At 65.5% G+C, this 23,291-nt stretch carries 23 protein-coding genes; 14 read left to right on the top strand and 9 right to left on the bottom strand.

The window, feature by feature from the left end:
• The first annotated feature begins 82 nt into the window (after positions 1 to 82).
• The 4 genes from ISP20_RS08230 (at position 83) to ISP20_RS08215 (ending at position 2,931) form a co-directional block, all read left to right on the top strand.
• Complete coding sequence (locus tag ISP20_RS08230; RefSeq protein ID WP_204635559.1) at positions 83 to 1,162, top strand: catalase family peroxidase; 1,080 nt, start codon at positions 83 to 85, stop codon at positions 1,160 to 1,162.
• The gene (locus ISP20_RS08225; RefSeq protein WP_204635558.1) at positions 1,159 to 1,779 is read left to right on the top strand and encodes a cytochrome b; all 621 of its coding nucleotides are present in this window, start codon (positions 1,159 to 1,161) and stop codon (positions 1,777 to 1,779) included. Before ISP20_RS08230 ends, ISP20_RS08225 begins: the two co-directional genes overlap by 4 nt.
• A gap of 112 nt (positions 1,780 to 1,891) precedes the next feature.
• Positions 1,892 to 2,485, top strand: a complete 594-nt coding sequence (locus tag ISP20_RS08220; RefSeq protein WP_204635557.1) for a TetR/AcrR family transcriptional regulator — start codon at positions 1,892 to 1,894, stop codon at positions 2,483 to 2,485.
• A 2-nt stretch (positions 2,486 to 2,487) separates the two neighbouring features.
• Complete coding sequence (locus ISP20_RS08215; RefSeq protein WP_239535604.1) at positions 2,488 to 2,931, top strand: PaaI family thioesterase; 444 nt, start codon at positions 2,488 to 2,490, stop codon at positions 2,929 to 2,931.
• Positions 2,932 to 3,059: 128 nt separating this feature from the next.
• On the opposite strand, the gene ISP20_RS08210 is transcribed toward ISP20_RS08215, so the two are convergent.
• Together ISP20_RS08210 and ISP20_RS08205 are read right to left on the bottom strand one after the other, a co-directional pair.
• Positions 3,060 to 3,593: a DUF6496 domain-containing protein gene (locus tag ISP20_RS08210; protein ID WP_204635555.1), complete on the bottom strand. Its 534-nt coding sequence runs from the start codon at positions 3,591 to 3,593 to the stop codon at positions 3,060 to 3,062.
• A gap of 150 nt (positions 3,594 to 3,743) precedes the next feature.
• Positions 3,744 to 5,603, bottom strand: a complete 1,860-nt coding sequence (locus ISP20_RS08205) for an ABC transporter ATP-binding protein (RefSeq protein WP_204635554.1) — start codon at positions 5,601 to 5,603, stop codon at positions 3,744 to 3,746.
• A 340-nt stretch (positions 5,604 to 5,943) separates the two neighbouring features.
• Here ISP20_RS08205 and ISP20_RS08200 point away from each other — a divergent pair, with 340 nt between their 5' ends.
• Positions 5,944 to 6,588, top strand: a complete 645-nt coding sequence (locus ISP20_RS08200; RefSeq protein WP_204635553.1) for a PadR family transcriptional regulator — start codon at positions 5,944 to 5,946, stop codon at positions 6,586 to 6,588.
• A complete protein-coding gene (locus ISP20_RS08195; protein WP_204635552.1) occupies positions 6,581 to 6,949 on the top strand; it encodes a Fur family transcriptional regulator in 369 nt (122 codons plus the stop codon). The genes ISP20_RS08200 and ISP20_RS08195 overlap by 8 nt, the downstream gene beginning before the upstream one ends.
• 3 nt (positions 6,950 to 6,952) lie before the next feature.
• Here the strand turns inward: ISP20_RS08195 and nfi are convergent, their stop codons facing one another.
• On the bottom strand, positions 6,953 to 7,645 hold the full coding sequence (nfi, locus tag ISP20_RS08190) for a deoxyribonuclease V (RefSeq protein ID WP_239535435.1): 693 nt from the start codon (positions 7,643 to 7,645) through the stop codon (positions 6,953 to 6,955).
• Positions 7,646 to 7,729: 84 nt separating this feature from the next.
• Between nfi and ISP20_RS08185 the strand changes: the two genes are divergently transcribed.
• From ISP20_RS08185 to ISP20_RS08160, 6 genes are all read left to right on the top strand, one after another.
• The gene (locus tag ISP20_RS08185; protein ID WP_204635551.1) at positions 7,730 to 10,165 is read left to right on the top strand and encodes a DUF3772 domain-containing protein; all 2,436 of its coding nucleotides are present in this window, start codon (positions 7,730 to 7,732) and stop codon (positions 10,163 to 10,165) included.
• Between the two features lie 49 nt (positions 10,166 to 10,214).
• A complete protein-coding gene (locus ISP20_RS08180; RefSeq protein WP_204635550.1) occupies positions 10,215 to 11,030 on the top strand; it encodes a helix-turn-helix domain-containing protein in 816 nt (271 codons plus the stop codon).
• 84 nt (positions 11,031 to 11,114) lie between these two features.
• Positions 11,115 to 11,957 (top strand): DUF72 domain-containing protein, encoded by an 843-nt coding sequence (locus ISP20_RS08175; RefSeq protein ID WP_204635549.1) that lies wholly within the window; start codon positions 11,115 to 11,117, stop codon positions 11,955 to 11,957.
• Positions 11,958 to 12,018: 61 nt separating this feature from the next.
• A complete protein-coding gene (locus ISP20_RS08170) occupies positions 12,019 to 12,462 on the top strand; it encodes a guanyl-specific ribonuclease (RefSeq protein WP_204635548.1) in 444 nt (147 codons plus the stop codon).
• Positions 12,459 to 12,893: a barstar family protein gene (locus ISP20_RS08165; RefSeq protein WP_204635547.1), complete on the top strand. Its 435-nt coding sequence runs from the start codon at positions 12,459 to 12,461 to the stop codon at positions 12,891 to 12,893. The genes ISP20_RS08170 and ISP20_RS08165 overlap by 4 nt, the downstream gene beginning before the upstream one ends.
• Before the next feature lie 13 nt (positions 12,894 to 12,906).
• Positions 12,907 to 13,128: an RNA-binding S4 domain-containing protein gene (locus ISP20_RS08160; RefSeq protein WP_204635546.1), complete on the top strand. Its 222-nt coding sequence runs from the start codon at positions 12,907 to 12,909 to the stop codon at positions 13,126 to 13,128.
• On the opposite strand, the gene ISP20_RS08155 is transcribed toward ISP20_RS08160, so the two are convergent.
• On the bottom strand, positions 13,125 to 13,949 hold the full coding sequence (locus tag ISP20_RS08155; protein ID WP_204635545.1) for an arylamine N-acetyltransferase family protein: 825 nt from the start codon (positions 13,947 to 13,949) through the stop codon (positions 13,125 to 13,127). The two genes, ISP20_RS08160 and ISP20_RS08155, sit on opposite strands and share 4 nt — an antisense overlap.
• Before the next feature lie 178 nt (positions 13,950 to 14,127).
• On the opposite strand from ISP20_RS08155, the gene msrA reads away from it, so the two are divergent.
• Positions 14,128 to 14,835 carry a peptide-methionine (S)-S-oxide reductase MsrA gene (msrA, locus tag ISP20_RS08150; protein ID WP_239535433.1) on the top strand — a complete coding sequence of 236 codons (708 nt, stop codon included), beginning with the start codon at positions 14,128 to 14,130 and terminating at the stop codon, positions 14,833 to 14,835.
• Between the two features lie 249 nt (positions 14,836 to 15,084).
• Here msrA and ISP20_RS08145 read toward each other — a convergent pair whose 3' ends face one another.
• From ISP20_RS08145 to hutU, 5 genes are all read right to left on the bottom strand, one after another.
• A complete protein-coding gene (locus ISP20_RS08145; RefSeq protein ID WP_239535431.1) occupies positions 15,085 to 17,835 on the bottom strand; it encodes a putative bifunctional diguanylate cyclase/phosphodiesterase in 2,751 nt (916 codons plus the stop codon).
• Between the two features lie 71 nt (positions 17,836 to 17,906).
• Complete coding sequence (locus tag ISP20_RS08140) at positions 17,907 to 18,680, bottom strand: iron-containing redox enzyme family protein (protein ID WP_204635543.1); 774 nt, start codon at positions 18,678 to 18,680, stop codon at positions 17,907 to 17,909.
• A 373-nt stretch (positions 18,681 to 19,053) separates the two neighbouring features.
• Positions 19,054 to 19,449 (bottom strand): MAPEG family protein, encoded by a 396-nt coding sequence (locus tag ISP20_RS08135; RefSeq protein ID WP_204635542.1) that lies wholly within the window; start codon positions 19,447 to 19,449, stop codon positions 19,054 to 19,056.
• A 285-nt stretch (positions 19,450 to 19,734) separates the two neighbouring features.
• Complete coding sequence (gene bla / locus ISP20_RS08130; protein ID WP_204635541.1) at positions 19,735 to 20,748, bottom strand: class A beta-lactamase; 1,014 nt, start codon at positions 20,746 to 20,748, stop codon at positions 19,735 to 19,737.
• A 118-nt stretch (positions 20,749 to 20,866) separates the two neighbouring features.
• Positions 20,867 to 22,537, bottom strand: coding sequence for a urocanate hydratase (gene hutU, locus ISP20_RS08125; RefSeq protein WP_204635540.1), 1,671 nt, complete (start codon positions 22,535 to 22,537; stop codon positions 20,867 to 20,869).
• Here hutU and ISP20_RS08120 point away from each other — a divergent pair.
• Positions 22,512 to 23,255, top strand: a complete 744-nt coding sequence (locus tag ISP20_RS08120; protein ID WP_204635539.1) for a YybH family protein — start codon at positions 22,512 to 22,514, stop codon at positions 23,253 to 23,255. The two genes, hutU and ISP20_RS08120, sit on opposite strands and share 26 nt — an antisense overlap.
• Positions 23,256 to 23,291 lie beyond the last annotated feature (36 nt).

The following is a 23,291-nucleotide window of genomic DNA, read 5'->3' as shown; positions in this document are numbered from 1 at the left end:
ACGCCTGCGCGGCGCGAGGTAACCTTCCGCCGACGCCCGCCGAAGTCATCAGGACATTCAACCGCTCACCAGGAGTGCCCGCATGACCGACCCCTCTCTCCAGCCGTCACGCCAACCCTGGAGGTGGGCGGTGATCGCACTCGCCGTGGGCGTACTTGCGGCGGCCTTTGCCTATGTCGGCGGCTGGCTGACTCCGCAGCGGCTTTCTTCGCGCCAGATCGTCAATCAACTGCAGCAAGGTGGCGTGCATCCCGGTTTCCGGCGAAACCATGCCAAGGGCGCGTGCGTGGCCGGCTATTTCGAGAGCAGCGGTGCGGCCTCCGCCTATTCCAAGGCCAGCGTGTTCGCGCCGGGTCGCACGCCGGTGATAGGACGCTTCGCCCTGCCCGGTGGCAACCCGTATGCGCCCGACAGCAGCGTGCCGATCCGCAGCTTTGCGCTGCGCTTCACGCTGCCCCATGGTGAGCAGTGGCGTACTGGCATGAACAGCATGCCGGTGTTTCCGGTGGCGACGCCGCAGGCGTTCTACGATCAGTTGGTGGCCACGCAGCCCGACCCGGCCACCGGCAAGCCCGATCCGAAACGCGTTGGCGCTTTCTTCGCCGCGCATCCGGAAACCGGCCCCTTCCTTGCCTGGGTAAAGACGGCCAAACCGTCGGCCAGTTATGTGACCGAAACCTACGAGGCACTCAACGCGTTCTACTTCGTCGACGCCGAAGGCAAACGCCACGCCGTGCGCTGGGAGGTGACGCCGGAAGCGAACGACGACGCCGGTACCGGTCCGCAAGCTGGTGACCCCGACTATCTCGCCAAGGATCTGCAACAGCGCCTTGCCCAGGGGCCGCAGCGCTGGCATCTGCGCGTCACGCTGGCCGAACCGGGCGACCCGACCGCCGACGCGACCAAGGCATGGCCCGCCGATCGTCCCACCATCGACGCCGGTACGCTGGTGATCGAAAGCGAACAGGCGCAGGACAGCGGCCCGTGCCGCGACATCAACTACGACCCGACCGTGCTGCCCGCGGGCATCGAGATTTCCGACGATCCGCTGCTGCCGGCGCGTTCTTCCGCGTATGCGGTTTCCTATCTGCGCCGTACCCGTGAGGAAGCGCATTTCCCCGGCGCCCCGCGCGCGAATCCGTCTTCGGAGCATCCGCAATGAATACTCGCCATGCTTCCTATGCCGGTGCTTTCCATCCACTGGCGCGCCTGCTGCACTGGCTGATGGCCGTGCTGATCCTGACGATGCTGTTCGTCGGCGTGGGCATGGTGTCCACCGTGTCGGAGAAGCACGAGTGGTTGCTCGCCCTGCACAAGCCGCTGGGCGCGGCGATCTTCCTCTTGGCGCTGATCCGTCTTGGCGTGCGCCTGCGTTATCCGCCGCCGCCGCTGCCGGCCGATATGCCGGCGATCATGAAGTTCGCGGCGCATGCCTCGCACTGGTTGCTCTACGCGTTGATGCTCTCGCTGCCGCTGGTGGGATGGGCGATGCTGTCGGCCGGCGGCTATCCGATTTCGCTCGGCGGTTCGCTGCATCTGCCGCCGCTGCTGCCGTTCAACGGCGAAGTCTTCGCGTGGCTGCGCGAGGCGCACCGGTATCTTGCCTACCTGTTGTTCTTCACGGTGCTGGGGCATATGGGCGCCGCGCTTTACCACGGCCTGATCCGGCGCGACGGTGTGCTGCCGAGCATGACGTTCCCATCCAAGAACGAAATCGTCACGGTGGAACCGGTGGTCGTAGTGCCGACATCCGAACCGCCATCGGCTCCCTTGCTGTGAGACGCGGCGGTGCCGGCACCCGATGAACCGCTCCCATCGCGTGCTGCACCGCCACTTGCGGCGCAGGCTGTCAATAGTATGATTTATGTCATACAAACTACGTGGAGCGGCCATGCGTTACGACGCCGAACACAAGCAGAAAACCCGTAGCAAGGTGCTGGAAGTGGCCGCCAAGGCCATTCGTAGCGACGGCCCCGACCGTATCGGCGTGGCCGGTGTGATGGCCGAGGCTGGCCTCACCCACGGCGGCTTTTACGCGCACTTCAAATCGAAGGACGAACTGGTCGCCGCCGCGATCGAGCAGATGTTCGAGGAATCGCGGGCCCGCGTGGCCCATGAGATGGAAGGCCACCCACCGGCGGAGGGTTTGGCCAATTACATCGACTTCTACCTGTCGAAGAAGCATCGCGACGCACGCGGTGCCGGTTGCCCGATGGCGGCGCTGTCCTCCGATCTGCCGCGTCTGCCCGAGCAGACCCGGGCGCTGTTTGCCGAAGGCGCGCAGCATCTGGTCGAGTCGATGACAGAGAAACTCGCCGCGCTCGGTTTCGCCAACCCGCAGATGCTGGCCCGCTCCACCGTCTCGGAACTGGTGGGCGCGCTGTCGCTGGCGCGCGCGGAAACCGATGCGAAGCGTTCCGACGCCATCCTGGCCGATTCGCGCCAGCTGCTGAAGCAGCGCCTGGGCCTGGAGTCCGCTTCGTGAGCATGATCACCGAGATCGGCCAGGGCCTGAGCGGACTGGAGCAGTTGCGCGCGTTCATCGCTTCGGGCCAGCGTCCCGGTATCGGCGACTCCCTGGACTTCGACCTGGTGGACGTGCGCGAAGGTTTCGCCGCCTTCGAAGGCGTGCCGGGCGCGCACGCCTATAACCCGATGGGCATCGTGCATGGCGGCTACTTCGCCACCCTGCTCGATTCCGCCTGCGGTTGCGCGGTGCATTCGCGTCTCACGGCCGAGCAGGCCTATACCTCGCTGGAACTGAAGATCGCCTTCCACAAGGCGATGACGCGCGACACCGGCCGCGTTCGCGCCGAGGGTCGCGTGCGCAGCATCGGCCGGCGCGTGGCGTTTGCCGAGGCGAGCCTGATCGATGGCGAGGGGCGGCTGTATGGAACCGCCACTTCAACGTTGCTGGTGTTCGATCGTTAGAAAGCCCCTTTGGAAAGCCGCTGCCCTGTGTGTGGGAGCGCACCCCGTGCGCGACAAACCTCGCGCAGCGATACATCCAGGCGTGGCTGTCGCGCACAGGGTGCGCTCCTACAAGGGGATCGGATTGCTTAGCGTGAACGTGAGCGCATGGCCCGCGTTCGTGCCGCACGCACTGCACCCGCGGCACGGCCACCCGCGCGCGTAGCGGCGGCCTTCTTGGCGGCTGCCTTGCGCACAGCCGGTCCTTTCGTGCGTACGGCCTTCTGCGCCGCCGCCGAACGCTCGGCCGGCGACCGTTCCGCCGCTGCCTTACGCGCGTGCCGCGACAAAGCCTGCTTCGATGCGGACGCGGTGTTCTCGCGCTTGAGCGCATTCAACGAAGCTCGGCTCCGTTTTGCAGATACCGTCTTGCCCGCCGGACGTTTCTTCGCCGCCGGCTTCTTGCGTATAGACTTGCCGCCCTTCTGCTCCGGTACCTCGATACCGGCACGCCGCGCCTGCGAGAGTCCGATGGCAATGGCCTGTTCCGGCGAACGCGCGCCGTGCACGCCCTCGCGGATGCGCTCGATTTCCTCGCGCACGAATTCGCCGGCCTGGGTGCTGGCCGACTTGCCTTCGCGCTGGTCCTTGCGCGCGCGTGCCAGGGCTCGTTCGGTAGGCATGTGGCGACTCCGCTGCAGGTAGGAAAACATGCTGCCGCTTTCGCCGTGAAATGCGCAGCAAATAAAGCTCAAGCGATCGACAAGCGTCGATGCGGATTCGATTGCACGCAGCAGCAGCTGTTGCGACAGCCGCGCAGCGCACGCTCGCGATCAGGCCAGCGCGCTGTCTTCCGCGGGATCTTCGGCGGCCACGAAACCGCCGGTCTGACGTTGCCAGAGACGCGCATAGAGGCCGCTGCGCGCGATCAGTTCCGCGTGCGTGCCGGTTTCCACGATCTCACCCTTGTCCATCACCACCAGCCGGTCCATCCGTGCGATGGTGGACAGGCGGTGCGCGATGGCGATCACCGTCTTGCCGCGCATCAGCACTTCCAGGCTGTCCTGGATGGCCGCCTCGGCTTCCGAATCGAGCGCCGAAGTGGCTTCGTCCAGGATCAGGATCGGCGCATCCTTCAGCAGCACGCGCGCAATGGCGATGCGCTGGCGCTGGCCGCCGCTGAGTTTCACGCCGCGCTCGCCGACGTGGGCGTCGTAGCCCACGCGGCCTTCGCCATCGACCAGCTGGGGAATGAATTCCTCCGCGCGCGCCTTGCGCACGGCTTCGATCACCTGCGCCTCGGTGGCGTCCGGGCGGCCGTACAGCAGGTTGTCGCGGATCGAGCGATGCAGCAGCGAGGTGTCCTGGGTGACCACACCGATCTGTGCGCGCAGGCTCTCCTGCGCCACCTGGGCGATGTCCTGGCCGTCGATGAGAATGCGCCCGCCCTCGAGGTCGTACAGGCGCAGCAACACGTTCACCAGGGTGGATTTGCCGGCGCCGGACGGGCCGACCACGCCGATCTTCTCGCCGCCGCGCACGTTGAGATCGAGGCCGGAGATCACGCCGCCCTGCTTGCCGTAATGGAAATGGATGTCCTCGAAGTGCACGCCGCCCTCGGTCACTTCCAGCGGCATCGCGCCCTCCCGATCCTGCACGGCGCGCGGTTTGGAAATGGTCTCGATGCCGTCCTGCACGGTGCCCACGTTCTCGAAGATGCCGTTGATCACCCACATGATCCAGCCGGACATGTTGTTGATGCGGATCACCAGGCCGGTGCTCAACGCGATCGCGCCCACCGTGACCTTGCCCTGGCTCCACAGCCACAACGCCAGCGCCGAGGTGCCCACGATCAGGAAGCCGTTCAAGGTGGTGATGGTGGCGTCCATCGCGGTGGTCAGGCGGGTCATCGCGCGCATGCGCTTGATCTGCTCGCCCATCGCGTCGGCGACGTAGGCTTCCTCGCGCTGCGTATGCGCGAACAGCTTGAGCGTGAGGATGTTGCTGTAGCCGTCCACGATGCGGCCCATCAGGCGCGAACGCGCCTCGGACTGCTTCCACGAACGCTCCTTGGTGCGCGGCACGAAGTAGCGCAGCGTGGCCACATAGGCCACCAGCCACACCACCAGCGGCAGCGCGAGCCACACGTCGGCCTTGGCGAACATGAAGATCGCGCTGCCGGTGTAGATCGCCACGTACCAGATCGCATCGACGATCTGCACCGCCGATTCGCGCAGCGCGCCGGAGGTCTGCATGATGCGGTTGGCGATGCGGCCGGCGTAGTCGTTCTGGAAGAAGCCCAGGCTCTGGCGGATCACGTAGCGATGATTCTGCCAACGGATGCGATTGGTGAGGTTGGGCACGATGGCCTGGTTCACCAGCAGATCGTGCAGGCCGATCAGCACCGGGCGCGCGATCAGCGCCACGAAGCCCATCCACAGCAGCTCGTTGCCGTGCAAGGTAAAGAAGTCGGCAACCGGCGCGCCCTTGGCCATGTCCACGATGCTGCCGATGAAACCGAACAGCGACACCTCGACCAGCGCCACGCCGAAGCCCACCACCAGCGCGGCGGCGAACACCGGCCAGACCTGGCGCAGGTAGAACACGTAGAAGCGCCACACCGACGATGGCGGCATGCCATCGACGGGCTCCTTGAACGCGTCGATCAGCGATTCGAACCAGCGCAAGAGCATCGGGGAGTCGTCCTTGGAGGGCGGCGGCGCTGGAAGCGCGCGCGAATAGCTTGTGGGTGAAGGCAAAGGGGAGGAGTTTCAAGTCGGTGATCGGCTGAGCCCTCAGCCTGCCTGCGTTAGAGGTCCCTCGGTGGGAGCGCACCCTGTGCGCGACAGGCGCCCGAGCGCTACCTCGACAACCGGCTGTCGCGAAGCGCCCGGGCGCCTGTCGCGCACAGGGTGCGCTCCCACAGGAGGGGTTTGTCGCACGGCGTGGCACGCGATTCTGTGCAGGCACTTGCATTCCCGAAAACTCAAGATATATCTTAAGACTGTTACTTACGATATATCGGAGTTAGTCATGGGATTTCGTCATTTGTTCGATCGCCACCACGGTCACCACCATCACCACTGCCACGAAGGCCGCGACGCCTGGGCCCGCGAAGCCATCGGCATGGGCCGCGGACGCGGGCGCGGCCGGGGTTTCGGCGACGATGAGGGTGAAGGCGGCTGGGGCGGCATGGGTGGGCGTTTCCGCGGGGGCCGGGTGTTCGGCCACGGCGACCTCAAGCTGATCCTGCTGGCCCTGATCGCCGAACAGCCGCGTCACGGCTACGAACTGATCCGCACCATCGAGGAGATGTTCGACGGCGCCTACGCGCCCAGTCCCGGCGCGGTCTACCCCACCCTCACCCTGCTGGAAGAACTGGGTCACGCCAGCGTGCTGAGCGAGGAAGGCAAGAAGCTCTACACCATCACCGCCGAAGGCAAGGCATTCCTGGCGGAAAACAAGGAAGCCGTCGATGCGGTGATGTCGCGCATGCAGGAGACCGCCAAGATGTTCGCCCGCGCCGCCGCCCCGATGGCCTTGCGCGAGGCCATGCACAGCCTCAAGCGTGCGTTGTTCATGCATGGCGGTCCGTGGAATGCGGAAGAAGTGAAGCGCATCGGCGAAATCATCCGCAAGGCGGCGGAAGAGATCGCCAAGGGCCGCAAGGATGGTTGAGGCGAAGCCCGCCACGCCGCCAGCGGACATCCACCAACTGCTGGCGCAGGTGGGACTGCGCGCCACGCCGCCGCGCCTGGCGATCTGGCAGGTGCTGCATGAGGCGAACGACGAGCTCGACGCAGTCGCTTTGCTGCGTCGGGCCCAGTTGATCGAGCCACGCACCAGCCTGGGCACGGTGTATCGCTTCCTGCGCGAACTGGAACAGCACGGGCTGGCCAGTCCGCGCCCGGTGGCACACGAACGCTCGCGCTGGCGATTGGGGCCGCCCGACGCATCGATGTCGCCACAGCCCCCGGCCCTTGCCGTGATGGCTCGCCTCGCAGCGGCGCTCGGCTACCGGCTGGTTCGCACGGGCTGAAAGTCAGCGCCGCACGGTTCCCCGTTGCGATGCCAGTCGGTCGGCCAGCCGCGTCGGCTCGGGCAGGCGGTATTTGCGCCCGAACGCCAGCACCAGTTCCGGTGCGGTGGCCATGCTCACGCGGTGACCCGGCGACACGATCAACGGGCGAATGCGATCCTTGCTGCGCAGCACGCAACCGATCACTTCGCCTTTGTATTCCAGCGGCTGACGATCGCCGCGATGCGGTCCGACTTCCTCGTGCACGCCCACCAGGATGGATTTGCCCACGCCGATAGTCGGCAAGCCACTGATCACGCCCAGGTGCGCGGCAATGCCGAGACGTCGCGGATGCGCCACGCCGTGGCCGTCGACGAACACAAGGTCCGGCACTTGCGGCAGCTCCGACAAGGCCTGCAGCAGCGCGGGCAATTCACGGAACGAGAGCAGACCGGGAATGTAGGGCATGCGCGTGGCTTGTCGCGCGACGACTTCCGCGACGGGTGCCATCGTCTGCGCATCGATCAGCACGGCTGCCGCGCGCGTCACCGCACCGCTCTCTTCGAAGCCCACATCCACGCCGGCCACATGCTTCAACGGCGGATAGTCGTCCACCAGTCGCACCTGCGCGGCCAGTTCCGTCTGCAGCCGGCGTGCCTTGGCCACGTTGCCATCCCAGGGCGGCATGGCGTTCGTCATCTCGATGGCAATCATCATCAGAGGGTGAATGCCTGGGGCTGAACGCACCGTCAAGACGATTTATTCATTGACCGGTTCAGGACCGGTCGGGATCATGCCCGCATGCCTATCCTGTCTCGCTTGCTGCTGATCCTCCTGCTCGCCCTCGCCGGCGCCACTCCTGCGCTGGCCCAGGACACCCCGAACAACGGGCAAATCCAGCAGCCGCAACTGGCGACGCCCGATCAGCTGAGTGCGCAGCTCGATCAGATCAAGAAAACGCTGACCAACAAGACCACGCTCACCGACGAGATCCTGTTCGACGCACGCAGCAAGGCGCAGGCCTTGCAGCAGCAGGCCGACCAGTTGACGGCCAGCCTCGCGCCCCAGGCCGATGCACTGAAGGCCAAGCTCGACGTGCTGGGCCCCGCGCCCGCCAAGGGCGCACCGGCGGAAACGCCGGAAGTGGCCAGCCAGCGCAAGCAGTTGACCAAGGACCAGACGGACCTCAGCGGCCAGATTACGCAATCGAAACTGCTCAGCCGCGAAAGCCAGCAACTGCTCGCGGAAATCGCCGCACTGCGCCGCAATCTGTTCCAGGCGCAGATAAGCCAGCGCAGCGCCTCGCCGCTGAGCACGGCGTTCTGGAGCCGCTTCGCCCAGAGCCTGCCCGACGACAGCGCCAACTTCGTCCAGCTGTGGCAGTCGCTGAAGGGGGCGATCGCGCAGGCATGGCAGCCGGCCAACCGCGTGCCGTTCATCAGCTGCCTGCTTTCGGCCATTGCCCTGGTTGCGGTCGGTCGGCGCCTGCTCGAATCGAAGATGCTGGACATGGCGGCTCGCTATCTGCCGTCCGGTCATCTGCGCCGCAGCGCCATGGCCTTGCTGGTGACGGTGGGCACCACGCTGACCTACGGCATCGCCGCATGGCTGATCTACCTGGCGGTGAACTGGAACGGCGTGTTCGATCAGGAGCTGGACGAGCTGGTGCGTCCGCTGGTTCGACTGATGTTCTACGTCGCCACCATGGCCGGCCTGGGACGCGCCCTGCTGATGGTGAAACATCCGTCCTGGCGCCTGCCGCCGGTCTCCGACAACCTGGCCACGCGCCTGTGGCCGTTCCCCACCTTGATGGCCTACAGCGCGCTGCTGCTGGGCGTGATCGAGCGCGTCACCAACGACATCAGCGCCAGCCTCGCCACGGCGATGGCGGCGAATGCGCTGGCGGCCACGCTGATTGGCGGCTTGATGGCTTATGCGCTGGTGATCATGGGTCGCGCCCGCCGTGCCCTGCTGGCCAGCGGCGGCACACCGGCCCCGCGACCGCTATGGGTCGGCGTGCTGATTCTGTGCGCCACGCTGGGCATGTTCATCACGCTGCTGGCGGTGCTTACCGGCTACATCGCGCTGGCCTTCTATGTGGCGCGGCAGACGCTGCGGGCGGGTTTCCTGATCGCTGCGCTGTACATGCTGATGCACCTGATCAACGACCTGTGCGAATCGCTGTTTTCGCCCGATTCGCGTACCGGCACGCGCCTGCAGCAAAACTTCGGCGTGACGCCGGCGCGCCTGGAGCAGTCGGCGACGATTCTTTCCGCCGTGGGCCGCGTGTTCCTGCTGCTGTTCGCCATCCCGCTGATTCTTGCACCCTATACCGCAGGCCCGAACGAACTGGTCACCCGCGGCACCCGCGTGCTCGACGGTTTGCCGCTGGGCACGCTCACCATCCGACCCGTCGACATCTTCAATGCGCTCGTGGTGCTGGTGGTGGGCTACGGCATCGTGCGCCTGATCAAGCGCTGGCTGAGCAAACAACTGCTGCCCAAGACCTCGCTCGACATCGGCATGCAGATGTCCATCGTGACCCTGCTTGGCTACGTGGGCGGCATCCTGGTGTTCGTGCTGGTGCTTGCCGCCCTCAATGTGAATGTGCAGAGCATCGCCTGGGTGGCGAGCGCGTTGTCGGTCGGCATCGGCTTCGGCTTGCAGGCGATCGTGCAGAACTTCATTTCCGGACTGATCCTGCTGGCCGAACGGCCGGTGAAGGTCGGCGACTGGGTCAGCCTCAGCGGCGTGGAGGGCGACATCAAGCGCATCAACGTGCGCGCCACCGAGATCCAGCAGGGCGACCGTTCCATCGTGATCGTGCCCAATTCGCAGCTGATCACCCAGAACGTGCGCAACGTGACGCTCGCCAATGCGCTGGGGCGCGTGCAGATCCGCCTGCCGATGCCGCTGAGCAGCGACCCGGGCAAGGTTCGCCAGATCATCTTCGACATCCTGCGCAACCACTCGGTGACGCTCAACACGCCGGCGCCGAGCGTGCAATTGGACAGCATCGATGCGGGCTCGATGATGTTCGTGTGCACGGCCTACGTGAACAATCCGCGCGATGCAGGCACGGTGAAGAGCGACCTGCTGTTCGAGATACTCGACCGCCTGGGCAAGGCCGATCTGCCGCTGACCACGCCGCAGGACATGGTGGTGCGCACCATGCCGCACGATCCTGGGACGGCGCCGAATCCGGATGCGACTGTGTTCCCGGGCAAGTCGACCTGATAGCTTGAACGTATCGGCCTAGACTCCAGGCGTTGCCCGGAGTCAGCCGATGGCACACCACGTCGTCGTACCTGCACCGCCGCTCGATGCCCTGGTCTCGCGCCTGTGGGACTGGGACATGCCGCCGGCCGCCCATCATTTCGAACGCGTATTGCCGGTGCCTGGCGCCGCGCTGATCATCAATCTTCACGAGAACGAAACGCGCGTCTACAGCGACGACACCGAGCGGCGTTGCTCGCGCGCGGCTGCCTCGGTGATCGGCGGCCCCTGCCTAAGCAGCCAGATCATCGATACCGCCGAACAAGTGCGGGTGATCGGGGTGGTGTTCCATCCCGGCGGTGCACATGCCTTCACCGGCGAAGATCACGAAGCCCTGGCGAACCGGGACATCGGCCTGGAAGACATCTTCGGCCACAGCGCGCACGCGCTGCGCGAACGACTGCTGGAGACGCCCTGCCCGCACGCCCGCCTGGTCGTTCTCGAGCAATGGCTGCTGGCCCGCATGCGCATGCCGCGGCTGGCACCCGAAGTGCTGCACGCGCTGAACGACATCGGCGCGCGGCCGCAGTTGGCGCGCATTGGTCCGCTGGTGCGGGATACCGGCTTGTCGGAATATCGTTTTGGCCGTCTGTTCCGCCGACAGGTCGGCATGGGACCGAAGCGTTACGCGCGGCTGATGCGCTTTCGCCGCGTGGTGGATGCGGTGTATCGATCGGAAGCGGTCGACTGGAGCGGCGTGGCCGTCGACGGCGGCTACGGCGACCAGGCACATCTCGTGCACGAGTTCCGCGCATTCGCCGGCATGACGCCCACCGCGTTCATGGCAGCGCGTGGGCCGTATCCAAATCACTTGCCGCTGGACTGAGCACTAAGCTGTAGCAAACGCGTAACGCTGCGTTTCTTCACTTTCCCCGTGGCATGATTCGTCGTCCCCTTCGAGTCCACTGCCATGCCTGCCGATCTGTTTTCGCCCGCACCCACGCAGGGTCCTGCATCGCGCATCCGCGTCGGCATCGGCGGCTGGAACTTCGCACCGTGGCGCAACAACTTCTACCCTAGCGGACTGGTGCAGCGCCGCGAGCTGGAGTACGCCAGCCGCCACCTGCGCGCGATCGAAATCAACGGCACCTACTACGGCGCGCAGAAACCCACCACCTATGCGAAATGGGCGGCCGAAACCCCTGAGGGGTTCGTGTTCTCGCTGAAGGCGCCGCGGTATGTCACCGAGGGCAAGCGCCTTGCCGATGCCGGTCGCGGCATCGACGGCTTCGTCTTCGGCGGCCTTGCCGAATTCGGCAACCGGCTGGGCCCAGTGCTGTGGCAGCTCACGCCCACGCGTCCGTTCGACGGCAACGACCTCGCCGCCTTTCTCGACCTGCTGCCGCGCGAGCTCAATGGCCAGCCGATGCGCCACGTGCTGGAAGTGCGTCACCCGAGTTTTCTTGACGAACGCTACGTGGAACTGGCGCGCTCGTACCGCATCCCCACCGTGTTCACCGATTCGTCGAAGTACCCGTCGCTGGCCGACCTGACCGGCGATTTCGCCTATGCGCGGCTGATGCTCAGCGAATCGCATCTCGATACCGGCTACGCGCCAGGCGACCTGGACGACTGGACCACGCGCGCGCAGGCCTGGGCCGAGGGCAACGATCTGCCGGAACTGCCGCACGTGTCGGCACCGCTGAAGAAGCAGGCACCGCGCGACGTGTTCATCTACTTCATCAGCAGCGCAAAGGAACGCAATCCCGCCGCTGCCATGGCACTGCAGCAGCGGGTGGACACGGCGGGCTGACGCCGGCGTGCCTCTGCGCGCCGGACGTTCTACACTCGCGCCACCTCGCCAGGCCCCCCTTATGCGCTCACTCAAACCCTTGCTTCTGCTGGTCGCGCTGGCCGTGGCGGCGCTGCTGTGGGGCCGGCATAGCCCGGAGCCTGCTCCGCAAGGCACGGCGACGCCGCACGGCAGTGTGGTGCCGCAAGATGCAGCCGCACCGCGCACGACACCGGCACGCAGCGACTCGCTGCCCTCGTTCCTTCCGCCGGAAGCGGGCGACACCCTGCGCCGCATCGCCAGCGGCGGTCCATTCGAACATCGGCAGGACGGCGTGGTGTTCCAGAACCGCGAAGGACGACTGCCTGCCAAGCCCCAGGGCTACTATCACGAGTACACAGTGGATACGCCCGGGCTCGACTACCGCGGCGCCCGGCGCATCATCACCGGCGGCACGCCGCCGCAGATCTACTACTACACCGACGACCACTACCGTACGTTCCGCCAGTTCGAGGGTTCACGATGAGCGCGCAATTCGATCTCGATTTCGGCGATGCCGACCATGGCGGCATCTTCTTCGTCACCAGCGAAGACCTGGAGCCGCTGGCTGAAGCGGCCGGCATGCAGGGCCTGCGCGTGTGCCGTATCAGCCTGGCCGACTACACCGACCACGACGCCCTGTTCGATCGCCTGACCCTGGCGCTGCGTTTGCCGGCCGATTTCGGCCGCAACTGGGATGCGCTGGCCGACAGCATGCGCGATCTCTCATGGCTGAAAGCCACCGGCTACATCCTGCTGTTCGATCACGCCGAACAGATGCGCAACCGCAACGAAGACGACTTCGATACCCTGCTCGACATCCTCGAGGAAGCGGTCGACTACTGGCAGGATGCCGACACGCCCTTTTTCGTGTTCTTCGCGCTGCCCGAAAGCGCGTTCGACGACACTGACGCCTGAGCACCTTATCCCCATGCAAGAACTCGAATTCGACCTGGACCGCGACTACGTGGAACTCAACCAGCTGCTGAAGCTGGTCGGCCTGTGCGACAGCGGCGGCGCAGGCAAGGCCATCGTGGCGAGCGGCGTGGTGTACGTGGACGGTGCGCAGGAACTGCGCAAGACCTGCAAGATCCACGCGGGCCAGGTGGTGCAGCTGGAAGACTTCGTCATCCGCGTGAACGCGATCGATTAGGCATCAGGCATCGGCAACGCGCCGAGTTTCGCATCTAGCAGCGGCGATGCCGGCAGGCGGATGCCGAATTGTTCCTCGATCACCCGCTTGATCTCGTCCGTGCTCTGCAAGGTGCGGCGCTCCGATTCGTGTCCCAGGCTGTGCACCACGAACTCGCGGTTGCGCAAGCCCAGCCGGCGGTCGGCCAGCGTGCGCGCCACGATCAGACTGTGCCGAAAATGCGATGAGGGATAGGTCGACGTGAAATGGTTGCCCACCACATAGTCGATCGCTTCCGCCGTTTGCAGACGGAAGCGGTACAGCGTGCGCCATTGATCGCGAACCAACGCCTGCGTGCGCCATTGCGTACCGTCCGTAATCAACCGGAACGGCTCCAGCGAGGTGGGTTGCGCCTCATCGACCACCAGTCGTAACGCGCCGCCCAGCGCCATACTGCCGAAGCCCACGTCGGCCAGCCAGCTCTCGCCTTCCACTTCCACCCGCACCAGCATGTGCGTCTGCGGAACCTCGGCATCTTCGGGCTGGTTCCACAGCACGCGGGCGATCAGTCCGCTCGCGTCGAAACCGATCGCCTTCAGCGCCGCCAGGAACAAGCCGTTCTGCTCGAAGCAATAGCCGCCGCGCTGGTTCTTCACCAGCTTCGCTTCGATGGCCGCCAGCTCCAGCGATACCGGCGTGCCCAGCAAAGGATCGAGGTTCTCGAACGGGATGGCCGCGATGTGCGCCGTGGCGAGCGCGCGCAGGGTCGTCACGTCGACGCGCGGCTCACCGACGAAGCCGATGCGTTGCAGGTAACCCTCCAGATCGAGCAGGTGCGGCATGGGCGAAGTCCACGGAGGCGGAAGCCGCACGATAACACCGCCTTGGCGGCGCCTTCGCATCTCCACCGCGGGGAGCTGGCAGGATGGAGGTAACCGGAGGCAGCCGGTCGGCGAATAAGCAAGCAAGGCCCGCCACTCCCGCTGCGGGCTGCCTCTCTCTTCGATGGAGCGTTCCTTCATGAGCATCCGCCGATTCAAGCTGTTTCCCGTGCTCGCCAGCGTGTTGCTGATGGGCGGCTTGGGCGCCTGCACACTGGCTACCGCAGGCAGCGACAATGCCCCGTTACCCGATCCCGCCGTCGATGCCAGCACTGCCCAGGGCGACCAGACAGCCGTCCTCGCAGGCGGTTGCTTCTGGGGTCTGCAGGCCGTGTTCCAACACGTCAAAGGCGTTAAGAAAGTGGTGGCGGGTTACTCCGGCGGGCAGGCGAATACCGCCGATTACGATCGCGTCAGCGATGGCGACACCGGCCATGCCGAATCCGTGAAGATCGTCTACGACCCCAGCAAGGTCAGCTACGGCCAGTTGCTGAAGGTGTACTTCTCGGTCGCCACCGATCCAACCCAGCTCAATCGCCAGGGCCCGGACGTCGGCACGCAATACCGCTCGGCGATCTTCTACGGCAATGACGAACAGAAGCGCATCGCCTCGGCGTACATCGCGCAGTTGACGGCGGCACACGCGTTCGGCGATCCGATCGTGACCCAGGTGACACCGCTGAAGGGCTTCTACGACGCAGAGGCCTATCACCAGGACTATGCGAAGCGGCATCCGAACGACCGGTACATCGTGTTCAACGACGCACCGAAAGTCGTGCATCTGCAACAACAGTTCCCGGACCTGTACGTGCCCGATCGCGAAGTGGTGAGCGTGACGCTGCACTGAGACCAGCGAGGGCAGGAATCTGTTCTAACCCTGCCTACCCCTCACAGTCACCATTCCCCTCACCGTCATTCCGGCGCACGCCGGAATCCAGTGGCCTCGGTGTCAGCTCTTCGCGAACGCACACCAGTGCATGGCCGGCCATCGCGACAACTAAGCGTATTCGCCACTGGATTCCGGCGTGCGCCGGAATGACGGAGAGGGATACGTGACGTTGAGCGGTATTTAGCGCAGACCCTCAAGTCAACACACTCAGCTCGCCTCAGGCGGCACCAGGCGCAGATGCGAGTTGCCCTGGCGTCGCCCGGGGCTCAGCAGTTGGACGATGACTTCGGGTTCGACCGGGCGCGAATAGAGGAAGCCCTGCCCTTCCACGCAACCGGCGCGCAACAGGAAGCGGTGTTGCTCTTCGGTCTCGATGCCTTCGGCAATCGGGCTGATGTCCAGGCGGCGGCATAGCGTGAGCATGGATTCGACGATGGCGCCGTCGCTGGCGTCGTCCGGCAGGCCGGCGACAAAGCTCTGGTCGATCTTCAGATAGTCGATGGCGCGCAGCTTCAGATAGCTCATCGACGAATAACCGGTGCCGAAATCGTCGATCGCCACGCCCACGCCCAGCGAATGCAAGGCGTGCAGCGTGCGCTCCATTTCTTCGCCCAGGCGCAGGATGGCGCCTTCGGTGATCTCCAGCATCAGGCGCTCGGGCGCCAGCCGGCGCGACTCCAGCAGCATGCGGATCTCGTCGACGAAATTGGCCTGGCCGAACCAGTTGGCGGACACGTTCACCGCCATGCGCAACGGAGGCAGGCCGGCCTTGTCCCACACCGACATCTGCTCGCAGGCTGCCTGCAGCACCCATTGGTCGATGCGGCGAATCAGGCCCAGCTTCTCCGCCATCGGAATGAACTCGCCCGGCGCGATCAGGCCGCGCTGCGGGTGATACCAGCGCAGCAGGGCTTCGACCGCCACGATGCGACCCGTGCGCATTTCCACCGTGGGCTGGTACATCAGGCGGAACTCGGCTTCCGAAAGCGCCTTGCGCAATTCCGAGGCCAGCGCGATGCGGCGGCGCGCATCGGCCTGCATGCGCGGCGAATAGAAGCGGAACGCGTTGCGCTCCTCCGTCTTGGCGGCATACATCGCGGCATCGGCGTTGGTGATCAGCGTCGGAACGTCGGTGCCGTCCAGCGGAAAGCAGGCGATGCCGATGCTGGCGCTGAGCGCAAGTTCGTAGTCGCCCACCGCGAACGGCGTCGACAGCACGCTCAGCAATCGCCCCGCCAGCGCGCTGGCCTGCTCACGCGAATGCAGGTCCGACAGCAGCACGGTGAACTCGTCGCCACCGATGCGACCGGCCACGCCGTGGTCGCCTAACTCGTAGACGATGCGCTCGGCCACCTTGACCAGCAGGTGATCGCCGATGGCGTGGGTGTAGCTGTCGTTCACCGTCTTGAACGCGTCCAGGTCGATGAAGACCACGGCAGCCATGCCACGCTCGCGATCGGCGGCCGCCACGGCCTGCACGCAGCGGCGTTCGAACTCGGCGCGGTTCGGCAGGCCGGTCAGCGTGTCGTGCGCGGCCATGTACTGCAGGCGCTGTTCGTTCGCCTTTGCCGCGCTGATGTTGTTGATCACCGCCACGTAGTGCTGCACCTCGCCTTCCGGGTTGCGGATGGCGCTGATGCTGAGCAGTTCGGGATAGCTGGTGCCGTCCATGCGGCGGCTGCGCACCTCGCCCACCCAGTTGCCTTCGGCTTCGATCACATCCCACACGGAGTTCGGCAGCGGCGATCCGTCAGGCAGGCAGCGCAGGTCGTCGAAGCGCAGCCCCTGCAGGGCCTGCACGGTGAAGCCGGTCATGCGGATGTGCGCGGCATTCACGCGCGCCACGCGGCGGTCCGCCTCGGCGATGATCACGCCTTCGGCAATGCTGGCCAGTGCTTCGGAGGCGATGCGCCGTTGCTGCTCGAGGTTCACCCGCTCGGTGATGTCGCGAAGAATGGACTGGCGCACATTCTGCGTGCCCCAGTGGGTCACGCTGCTGCGCATCTCGACCGGGCGCAGTTCGTCGTCCGGGCCGCGCAACTCGCCCGTTACCGCGCCATCGGCGCGATGCAGCAACGGGGTAAAGAACGTGGAGAGTTCCTCGCCGGTGAGGTTGTCCACGTCGCGGCCGGTCCATTGCAGCGCCGTGCGGTTCGCCTCCAGGATGCGGCCGCTGTCGTCGTCGACCATCAGGATGGCGTCGGCCGCGCTGTTGAACAGCAGGCTGTAACGCTCTTCGGTGCCGCGGATGCGCGTCAGGATGCGCTTCGCCATCACCAGCCACAGCAACGACGCGATACAGGCGGTGAGGAACACCGCGATGAACAGCACCCCGCCCAGCCAGATGGCGCCCTGCGCCACTTCGAGCGAGAAGCCGTTGGTCAGCGGTTCGAGCTGGTTGTTCAGCCCGTTGATGCGGTCCAGTTGCCAGCGCAGCCAGTCGGGCTGCGGCTGGCCGCTCGCATAACCCTCGCTCAGTTCCTTCGATACGGCATTCAATTGGCCAAGCGGACCATCCGCGGCGCGCCACAACGAGACTGCCTCGCGCATGTGCGGGGCACCCGTGCAGCATCTCAGCATGAAGATCATGCCGGGCTCGGCCTGCGGCAAGATCTTGCCGCGCTGGAAGGCCTGGTGAACCAGGGTGCGGTCGTAGTGGCCCGACGCGATGGCGTCGCGTGCCCAGCCGTCCGACGACAGCAGCTCGTAGTTCTGTTGGAACGCGGCAAGGCGGGCGGGGTCGCCCGACTGCGCATAGGCCGCCAGATCGACTACCGCCTGCTTCTGCGCCTTGCTCCAGACACTCTCGCCGTTGAGGAAACCGGCGAGAGTGACCTGGACCTGGAGGGCTCCCCAGGTAAGCATGAGAATCAGGCCGATCACGGCCACCAGCCCATAGGCCAATGGCCTCAGGCGCCGGGACAGCGGTCTTGGAGAGGTGCTACGGATCAAATCCATGGCGTCCTTTTACACGACCACTTCATAAAGCTACATCTCGCCCCGTCACGCTGTCGACGACAAGACCCCCGTTACGCGGCTTGCTCTTCCACTTCACCCACCGTGTGCTGCACCAGGCAACGTTCGAGCCCGTAATGCAAACTCACGTAGCTGCGCTCGATGCACTCGCGCAGATGCTCCACTTCTTCGGCGGCAGGCTGGCTACCCATAAGAGTACAGACGATCTCCAACGCTTCCCATGGATGAGTATCGTCATAAGCCGCGTGTAGCTGAAGCCAACGCAGGGTGGACTTTCGTCCGGCCGCCGGCAGGCTGTTGGCGTACGCCACGCTGTCGAACACCTTCTGGGACCACTCGCCGGTCACGCCTTCGATGGCGTAGTTGGTGGCGGCGATGCCGGCAGCGAGCGTGTCGCGGGCGCAAACGTCGTGGCACCACTCGGCCGCCGTCTGGGTCCCGCGCGGCGGCAGACCGTCAAGGACTTCTTCACGCGACACGCCCGATCCCTCGGCCCAATCCAGCCAATACTCCGCGTGGTTCTGTTCCACGCGGATGTTACGGACCAGCCAACGTCGTGCCATGTTGTCGCCGGCGCTTCGTCCATAACGCGTCTTGAGCAGGCTCAGCGCCATGAACCCCGGGAAACGCTCGATCAGCGACCAGGTACCGACCATGAAGTTGCGCACGGTGGCCAGGTCGATACTGCCGTCGCTCATCATGTCCCACATCACATGATCGCGGACGCTCCGGCGGGCGGGTTCGCAGGCCTCGATCATCTCGCGCGCCCATTTCGGGTAGCTGGACAGTTCGGTCAGCGTGCCAGTGCGTACAGTGTTGGTGTTCATGCAGTTTCTCCAGTCTATCTAGGGAATACCGCCGGACCCTGCCGGCGGCCCGGCACGTACCCCGTGCCAGACCTGCAGTGTGGTCACGCCATGGATGGCTTGCGAACGCCGGTCTCGTCACCGTCCGGCGAAATGCACGCAAATATTTGACAAACATTGAAAAATCGGAAATCCGCAAACGCATTCCCGGCGATCTCGCGACCAGAAAATGGCGTCGAATTACCGACGAACGCCAACTTTTTGACGCTACACCCACGCATGGGAAGCTGCCGTCGACGCTATGACGGGCACGCGGACAGCGACGCTTCCGCCCTGGGAAGCGCCGAGGATTTATTGCCGGAAACGTGCAGCGCCCCTCAGGGCGCGCATTGCGTTAGTGCGAACAGAATACGCCGGACAAGACCATCAGCAGTCCCGCGAGCGACACCACCCACACCAATGTGCGCAGGTATGGAATGCCGACCACGTACACCGGCAGATAGACCACGCGCGCCCAGAAGTACAGTTGCGCACCCAGCGCGGTCGTGGTGTTGGCGCATTGCCCGACCAGCACGGCCAGCACAGCCGCTGCAAAGAACGGGAACGTCTCGAGGAAATTTCGGCTGGCACGACCCGCGCGGTCGGCGGCACCGGTCAACGCAACCTCACCGGTGCGGTTGCCGGCATTCCAGGACAGGCCGCGCTGCCGGGTGGCGAGCGTCACCGCCAACAGCACGTACACCACGCCCAGCAGGATCGACCACGCCAACATCTGCAGTTCGACCGACATGTCGCACCTCCTCGTTGGGATGTGCCCACATGATGCGCCCGGGACCCGTTGGACACCACTGCGAGACCAATGGCCTTTTCAGAATCTCGCCTGGGCGCCCAGGTTTCCCTCACCGTCATTCCGGCGCAGGCCGGAATCCAGTAGCGAGCAGGTTCGGTTGTCGCGACGGTCGTCCAGGTTGCAAAAGGTTTCGCGAAAACTTGGAACAGAGTCTTCTGGATTCCGGCCTGCGCCGGAATGACGGTGAGGGGGACAGGTGGTCACCAAGCGTGCTTGGACTGGCTCTCAGCGTCCCGCTGACCGCACCACGGCGCGTGCGATGTCGGCGAACAAAGCCGCCTGCTCATCGGATGCACGCGAGTCGAGCAGAAACGCCGCGATCAACACCTGCCGTCCATCCGGCCAGCGGATGATGCCGATGTCGTTGTAGGCCCCGGTGCGTCCGTCGAACGCGCCCGACGTGCCGGTCTTGTCGGCAAACTGCAGGTCGTTCGGGATACCGGCACGCAGCCGGTTGGGGATGGTCTGCGCGTCCATCAGCGCAAGAAGTCGCTGCGTCGAGGCCGGCGACAGCAGCTCACGCCCTGCGAGCTTGCGAAGAAACACAATCGCCGCGTCAGGCGTGGTGCCGTTGCGCGGGTCGGCAAGAAAGGCTTGATAGCCCAGCTTTCGCCGATGCTCCACGGCTTCGTCCGAATCCTGCGCCGACTCTGTTTCCCCCGGCCGCAGGCCGTAGAACACCTGGGCGATCCCCGCTTCATCGGTATCCACCCGCATGCCTTCAATGCCATGCGAATGCAGGTACGCCATCACCACGCCCGGTCCACCGACCGTGCGGATCAACGCGTTCACGGCCGTGTTGTCGCTCTCGCTGACCGCGGCCTTCAACAATTGCTCGACGGTGAACGTCATCTGCTCGCCGTGGAAGTGCGCGCCAATGGACGGAATCGCCGAACCGCCCTGCACCTGCCCACGGGTGATCGTCACCGTCTGCTGCAGCGACAGCAAACCGTCGTCGACACGTGCAAGCACCGCTGCCGCCACGGGCGCCTTGAACACGCTCATCATGGGGAACGCGCGCCCAGCGTTGATCCGCGTCGACTGGCCCGACGTCAGATCAAGCACCGCGATGCCCAGCGTGCCCGGACGCGCGCGCTGCACCAGCGCATCCAGCGACTGCTGAAGTGCCGGATTGGATGAGGTGGGCGAGGCCGGCTCGCTGGCCAGGGTGGCAGTCGGTACGCAGGCAAAAGCGAGCGCTGCAGCAATGCAAGCCCGCCGCATGGTCGAAGTCATCATCGAAGATCCTTGCCGATGTCGTTGTAGTTGTCGCCGGCCACGTTCGCAGCCGGTCATGGCAAACCTGTGGCGCTGCTCTGTCCTTGGACGGGCGCAGCGCTTGGCGTGCTTCAGGCGATCAGATCATCGGCAGCTTGAGGCCCTGCTCCCTGGCGCATTCGATGGCGATCTCGTAACCGGCATCGGCATGACGCATCACGCCGGTGCCCGGATCGTTCCACAGCACGCGCGCAATGCGCTGGTCCGCCGCCTCGCTGCCGTCGCACACGACCACCACGCCGGAGTGCTGCGAATAACCCATGCCCACGCCACCGCCGTGGTGCAACGACACCCAGGTCGCGCCGCCGGCCACGTTGAGCATCGCGTTCAACAACGGCCAGTCGCTTACCGCGTCGGAACCGTCGCGCATCGCTTCGGTCTCGCGATTGGGGCTGGCGACCGAACCGGAATCGAGATGGTCGCGACCGATCACCACCGGCGCCTTCAGCTCGCCGTTGCGCACCATCTCGTTGAACGCGAGCCCGAGCTTGTGACGGACGCCCAGGCCCACCCAGCAGATGCGCGCCGGCAGGCCCTGGAAGTTGATGCGCTCCTTCGCCATGTCCAGCCAGCGGTGCAGGTGCGGATCGTCGGGGATCAGTTCCTTCACTTTCTGGTCGGTCTTGTAGATGTCCTCCGGATCGCCGGACAGCGCCACCCAGCGGAACGGACCCACGCCGCGGCAGAACAGCGGCCGCACGAACGCCGGCACGAAGCCCGGGAACGCAAACGCGTCCGAGCAGCCTTCGTCCTTCGCCATCTGCCGGATGTTGTTGCCGTAGTCGAACGTGGGAATGCCCTGGGCGTGGAACGCGAGCATCGCTTCCACGTGCTGCTTCATCGACTGCTTGGCGGCCTTGGAGGTGCCTGCCGGATCGCTCTTGCGACGCTCGAACCATTGGTCGACCGTCCAGCCCTGCGGCAGGTAGCCGTTGACGGGATCGTGCGCGCTGGTCTGGTCTGTCACGGCGTCCGGGCGCACGCCACGGCGCACGAGTTCCGGCAGCACGTCTGCGGCGTTGCCGAGCAGCGCGATCGATTTTGCTTCGCCGGCGGCGGTGTACTTCGCGATGCGGGCGAGTGCATCGTCCAGATCGGTCACCTGCTCGTCGACGTAACGCGTCTTCAGGCGGAAATCGATGCGGCTCTGCTGGCACTCGATGTTCAACGAGCTCGCACCGGCCAGCGACGCGGCGAGCGGCTGCGCGCCGCCCATGCCGCCGAGGCCGGCGGTGAGTATCCACTTGCCCTTGAGGCTGCCGCCATAATGCTGGCGCCCCATCTCCACGAACGTTTCGTAGGTGCCCTGCACGATGCCTTGCGAGCCGATGTAGATCCACGAACCGGCCGTCATCTGGCCGTACATCATCAAGCCCTTCTTATCGAGCTCGTTGAAGTGCTCCCAGTTCGCCCACGCCGGCACCAGGTTCGAATTGGCGAGCAGCACGCGCGGTGCGTCCGGATGGGTCGGAAACACGCCGACCGGCTTGCCGGACTGGATCAGCAGCGTCTCGTTGTCGTTGAGTTCGCGCAACGCGCGCAGGATCGCGTCGAAGCATTCCCAGTTGCGCGCTGCCCGGCCGATGCCGCCGTAAACGACCAGTTCGGCCGGGTTTTCGGCCACGTCCGGGTCCAGGTTGTTCTGCAGCATGCGGTACGGCGCTTCGGTGAGCCAGCTCTTGCAGCTCAGCTCGCTGCCGCGCGGCGCGCGGATGGTGCGGGTGGTGTCGATGCGGGTGGGAGCGTTCATGGGAAGCGTCGCAGCCAGGGGAAAGTGCCATTGTGGCGAGCCGTCGCGGTGCCCGCAAACCGCACTGCGGCAAAAGGCCGGCGAACTCTGCCATCCGGCACTGTCGCGCCGCGAGGCGAGAAAGCATGCTTGCGGCAGTCCCCTGGAGGCTGCGCCCATGCTGCGTTTCCTGTTCCTGGCCGTACTTGGCACGACCGCAACCGTCGCTCATGCGCAGACGGCGGAAACGTCGCGCTGCGCGGTGTGGCAAAGAGAACTGTCGTTCGCGGCGTCAGTGGAACGACACGACGAAAAGGCGTTTGCCGAACACATCGAAAGCGACGCGGTATTCGCGGCAAACACGGCCCGCCCACAGCGGGGTCGCGCTGCGATCGTCAAGCAATGGAAGTCGCTGCTGGAAGGCAAGAGCGTGCGCGTACGCTGGTACCCGGCCTGGGTCGTGCAGGCGGGCGATCCTTCGGTCGTATTGTCGAGCGGACCGGCCCTGCTGGAAAACCTCGCGCCGAATGCGAATCCGCGTTACACGCTGATCGCGTTCAGTACGGTGTGGCATCGCGGCAGCGACGGCGTGTGGCGCGTGATGTTCGATGGCGGCGACGAAGGCCGCGCCGCCACGGCGCAGGACGTCGCGAATTTCGAGACGGGACGCCGTGCGCAATGCTCCCCCGATCTCGTCTCGCTCGCGACCCTTGACCGCGAACCTGCCGCCCAGCATTGATGTCCGAAAACGGCGAGTGACGCCCGGGCAGCGGTG

Source organism: Dyella kyungheensis (genome assembly GCF_016905005.1).
Taxonomy (GTDB): Bacteria; Pseudomonadota; Gammaproteobacteria; order Xanthomonadales; family Rhodanobacteraceae; genus Dyella; species Dyella kyungheensis.
This window is presented reverse-complemented; position numbering and strand designations above follow the sequence as displayed.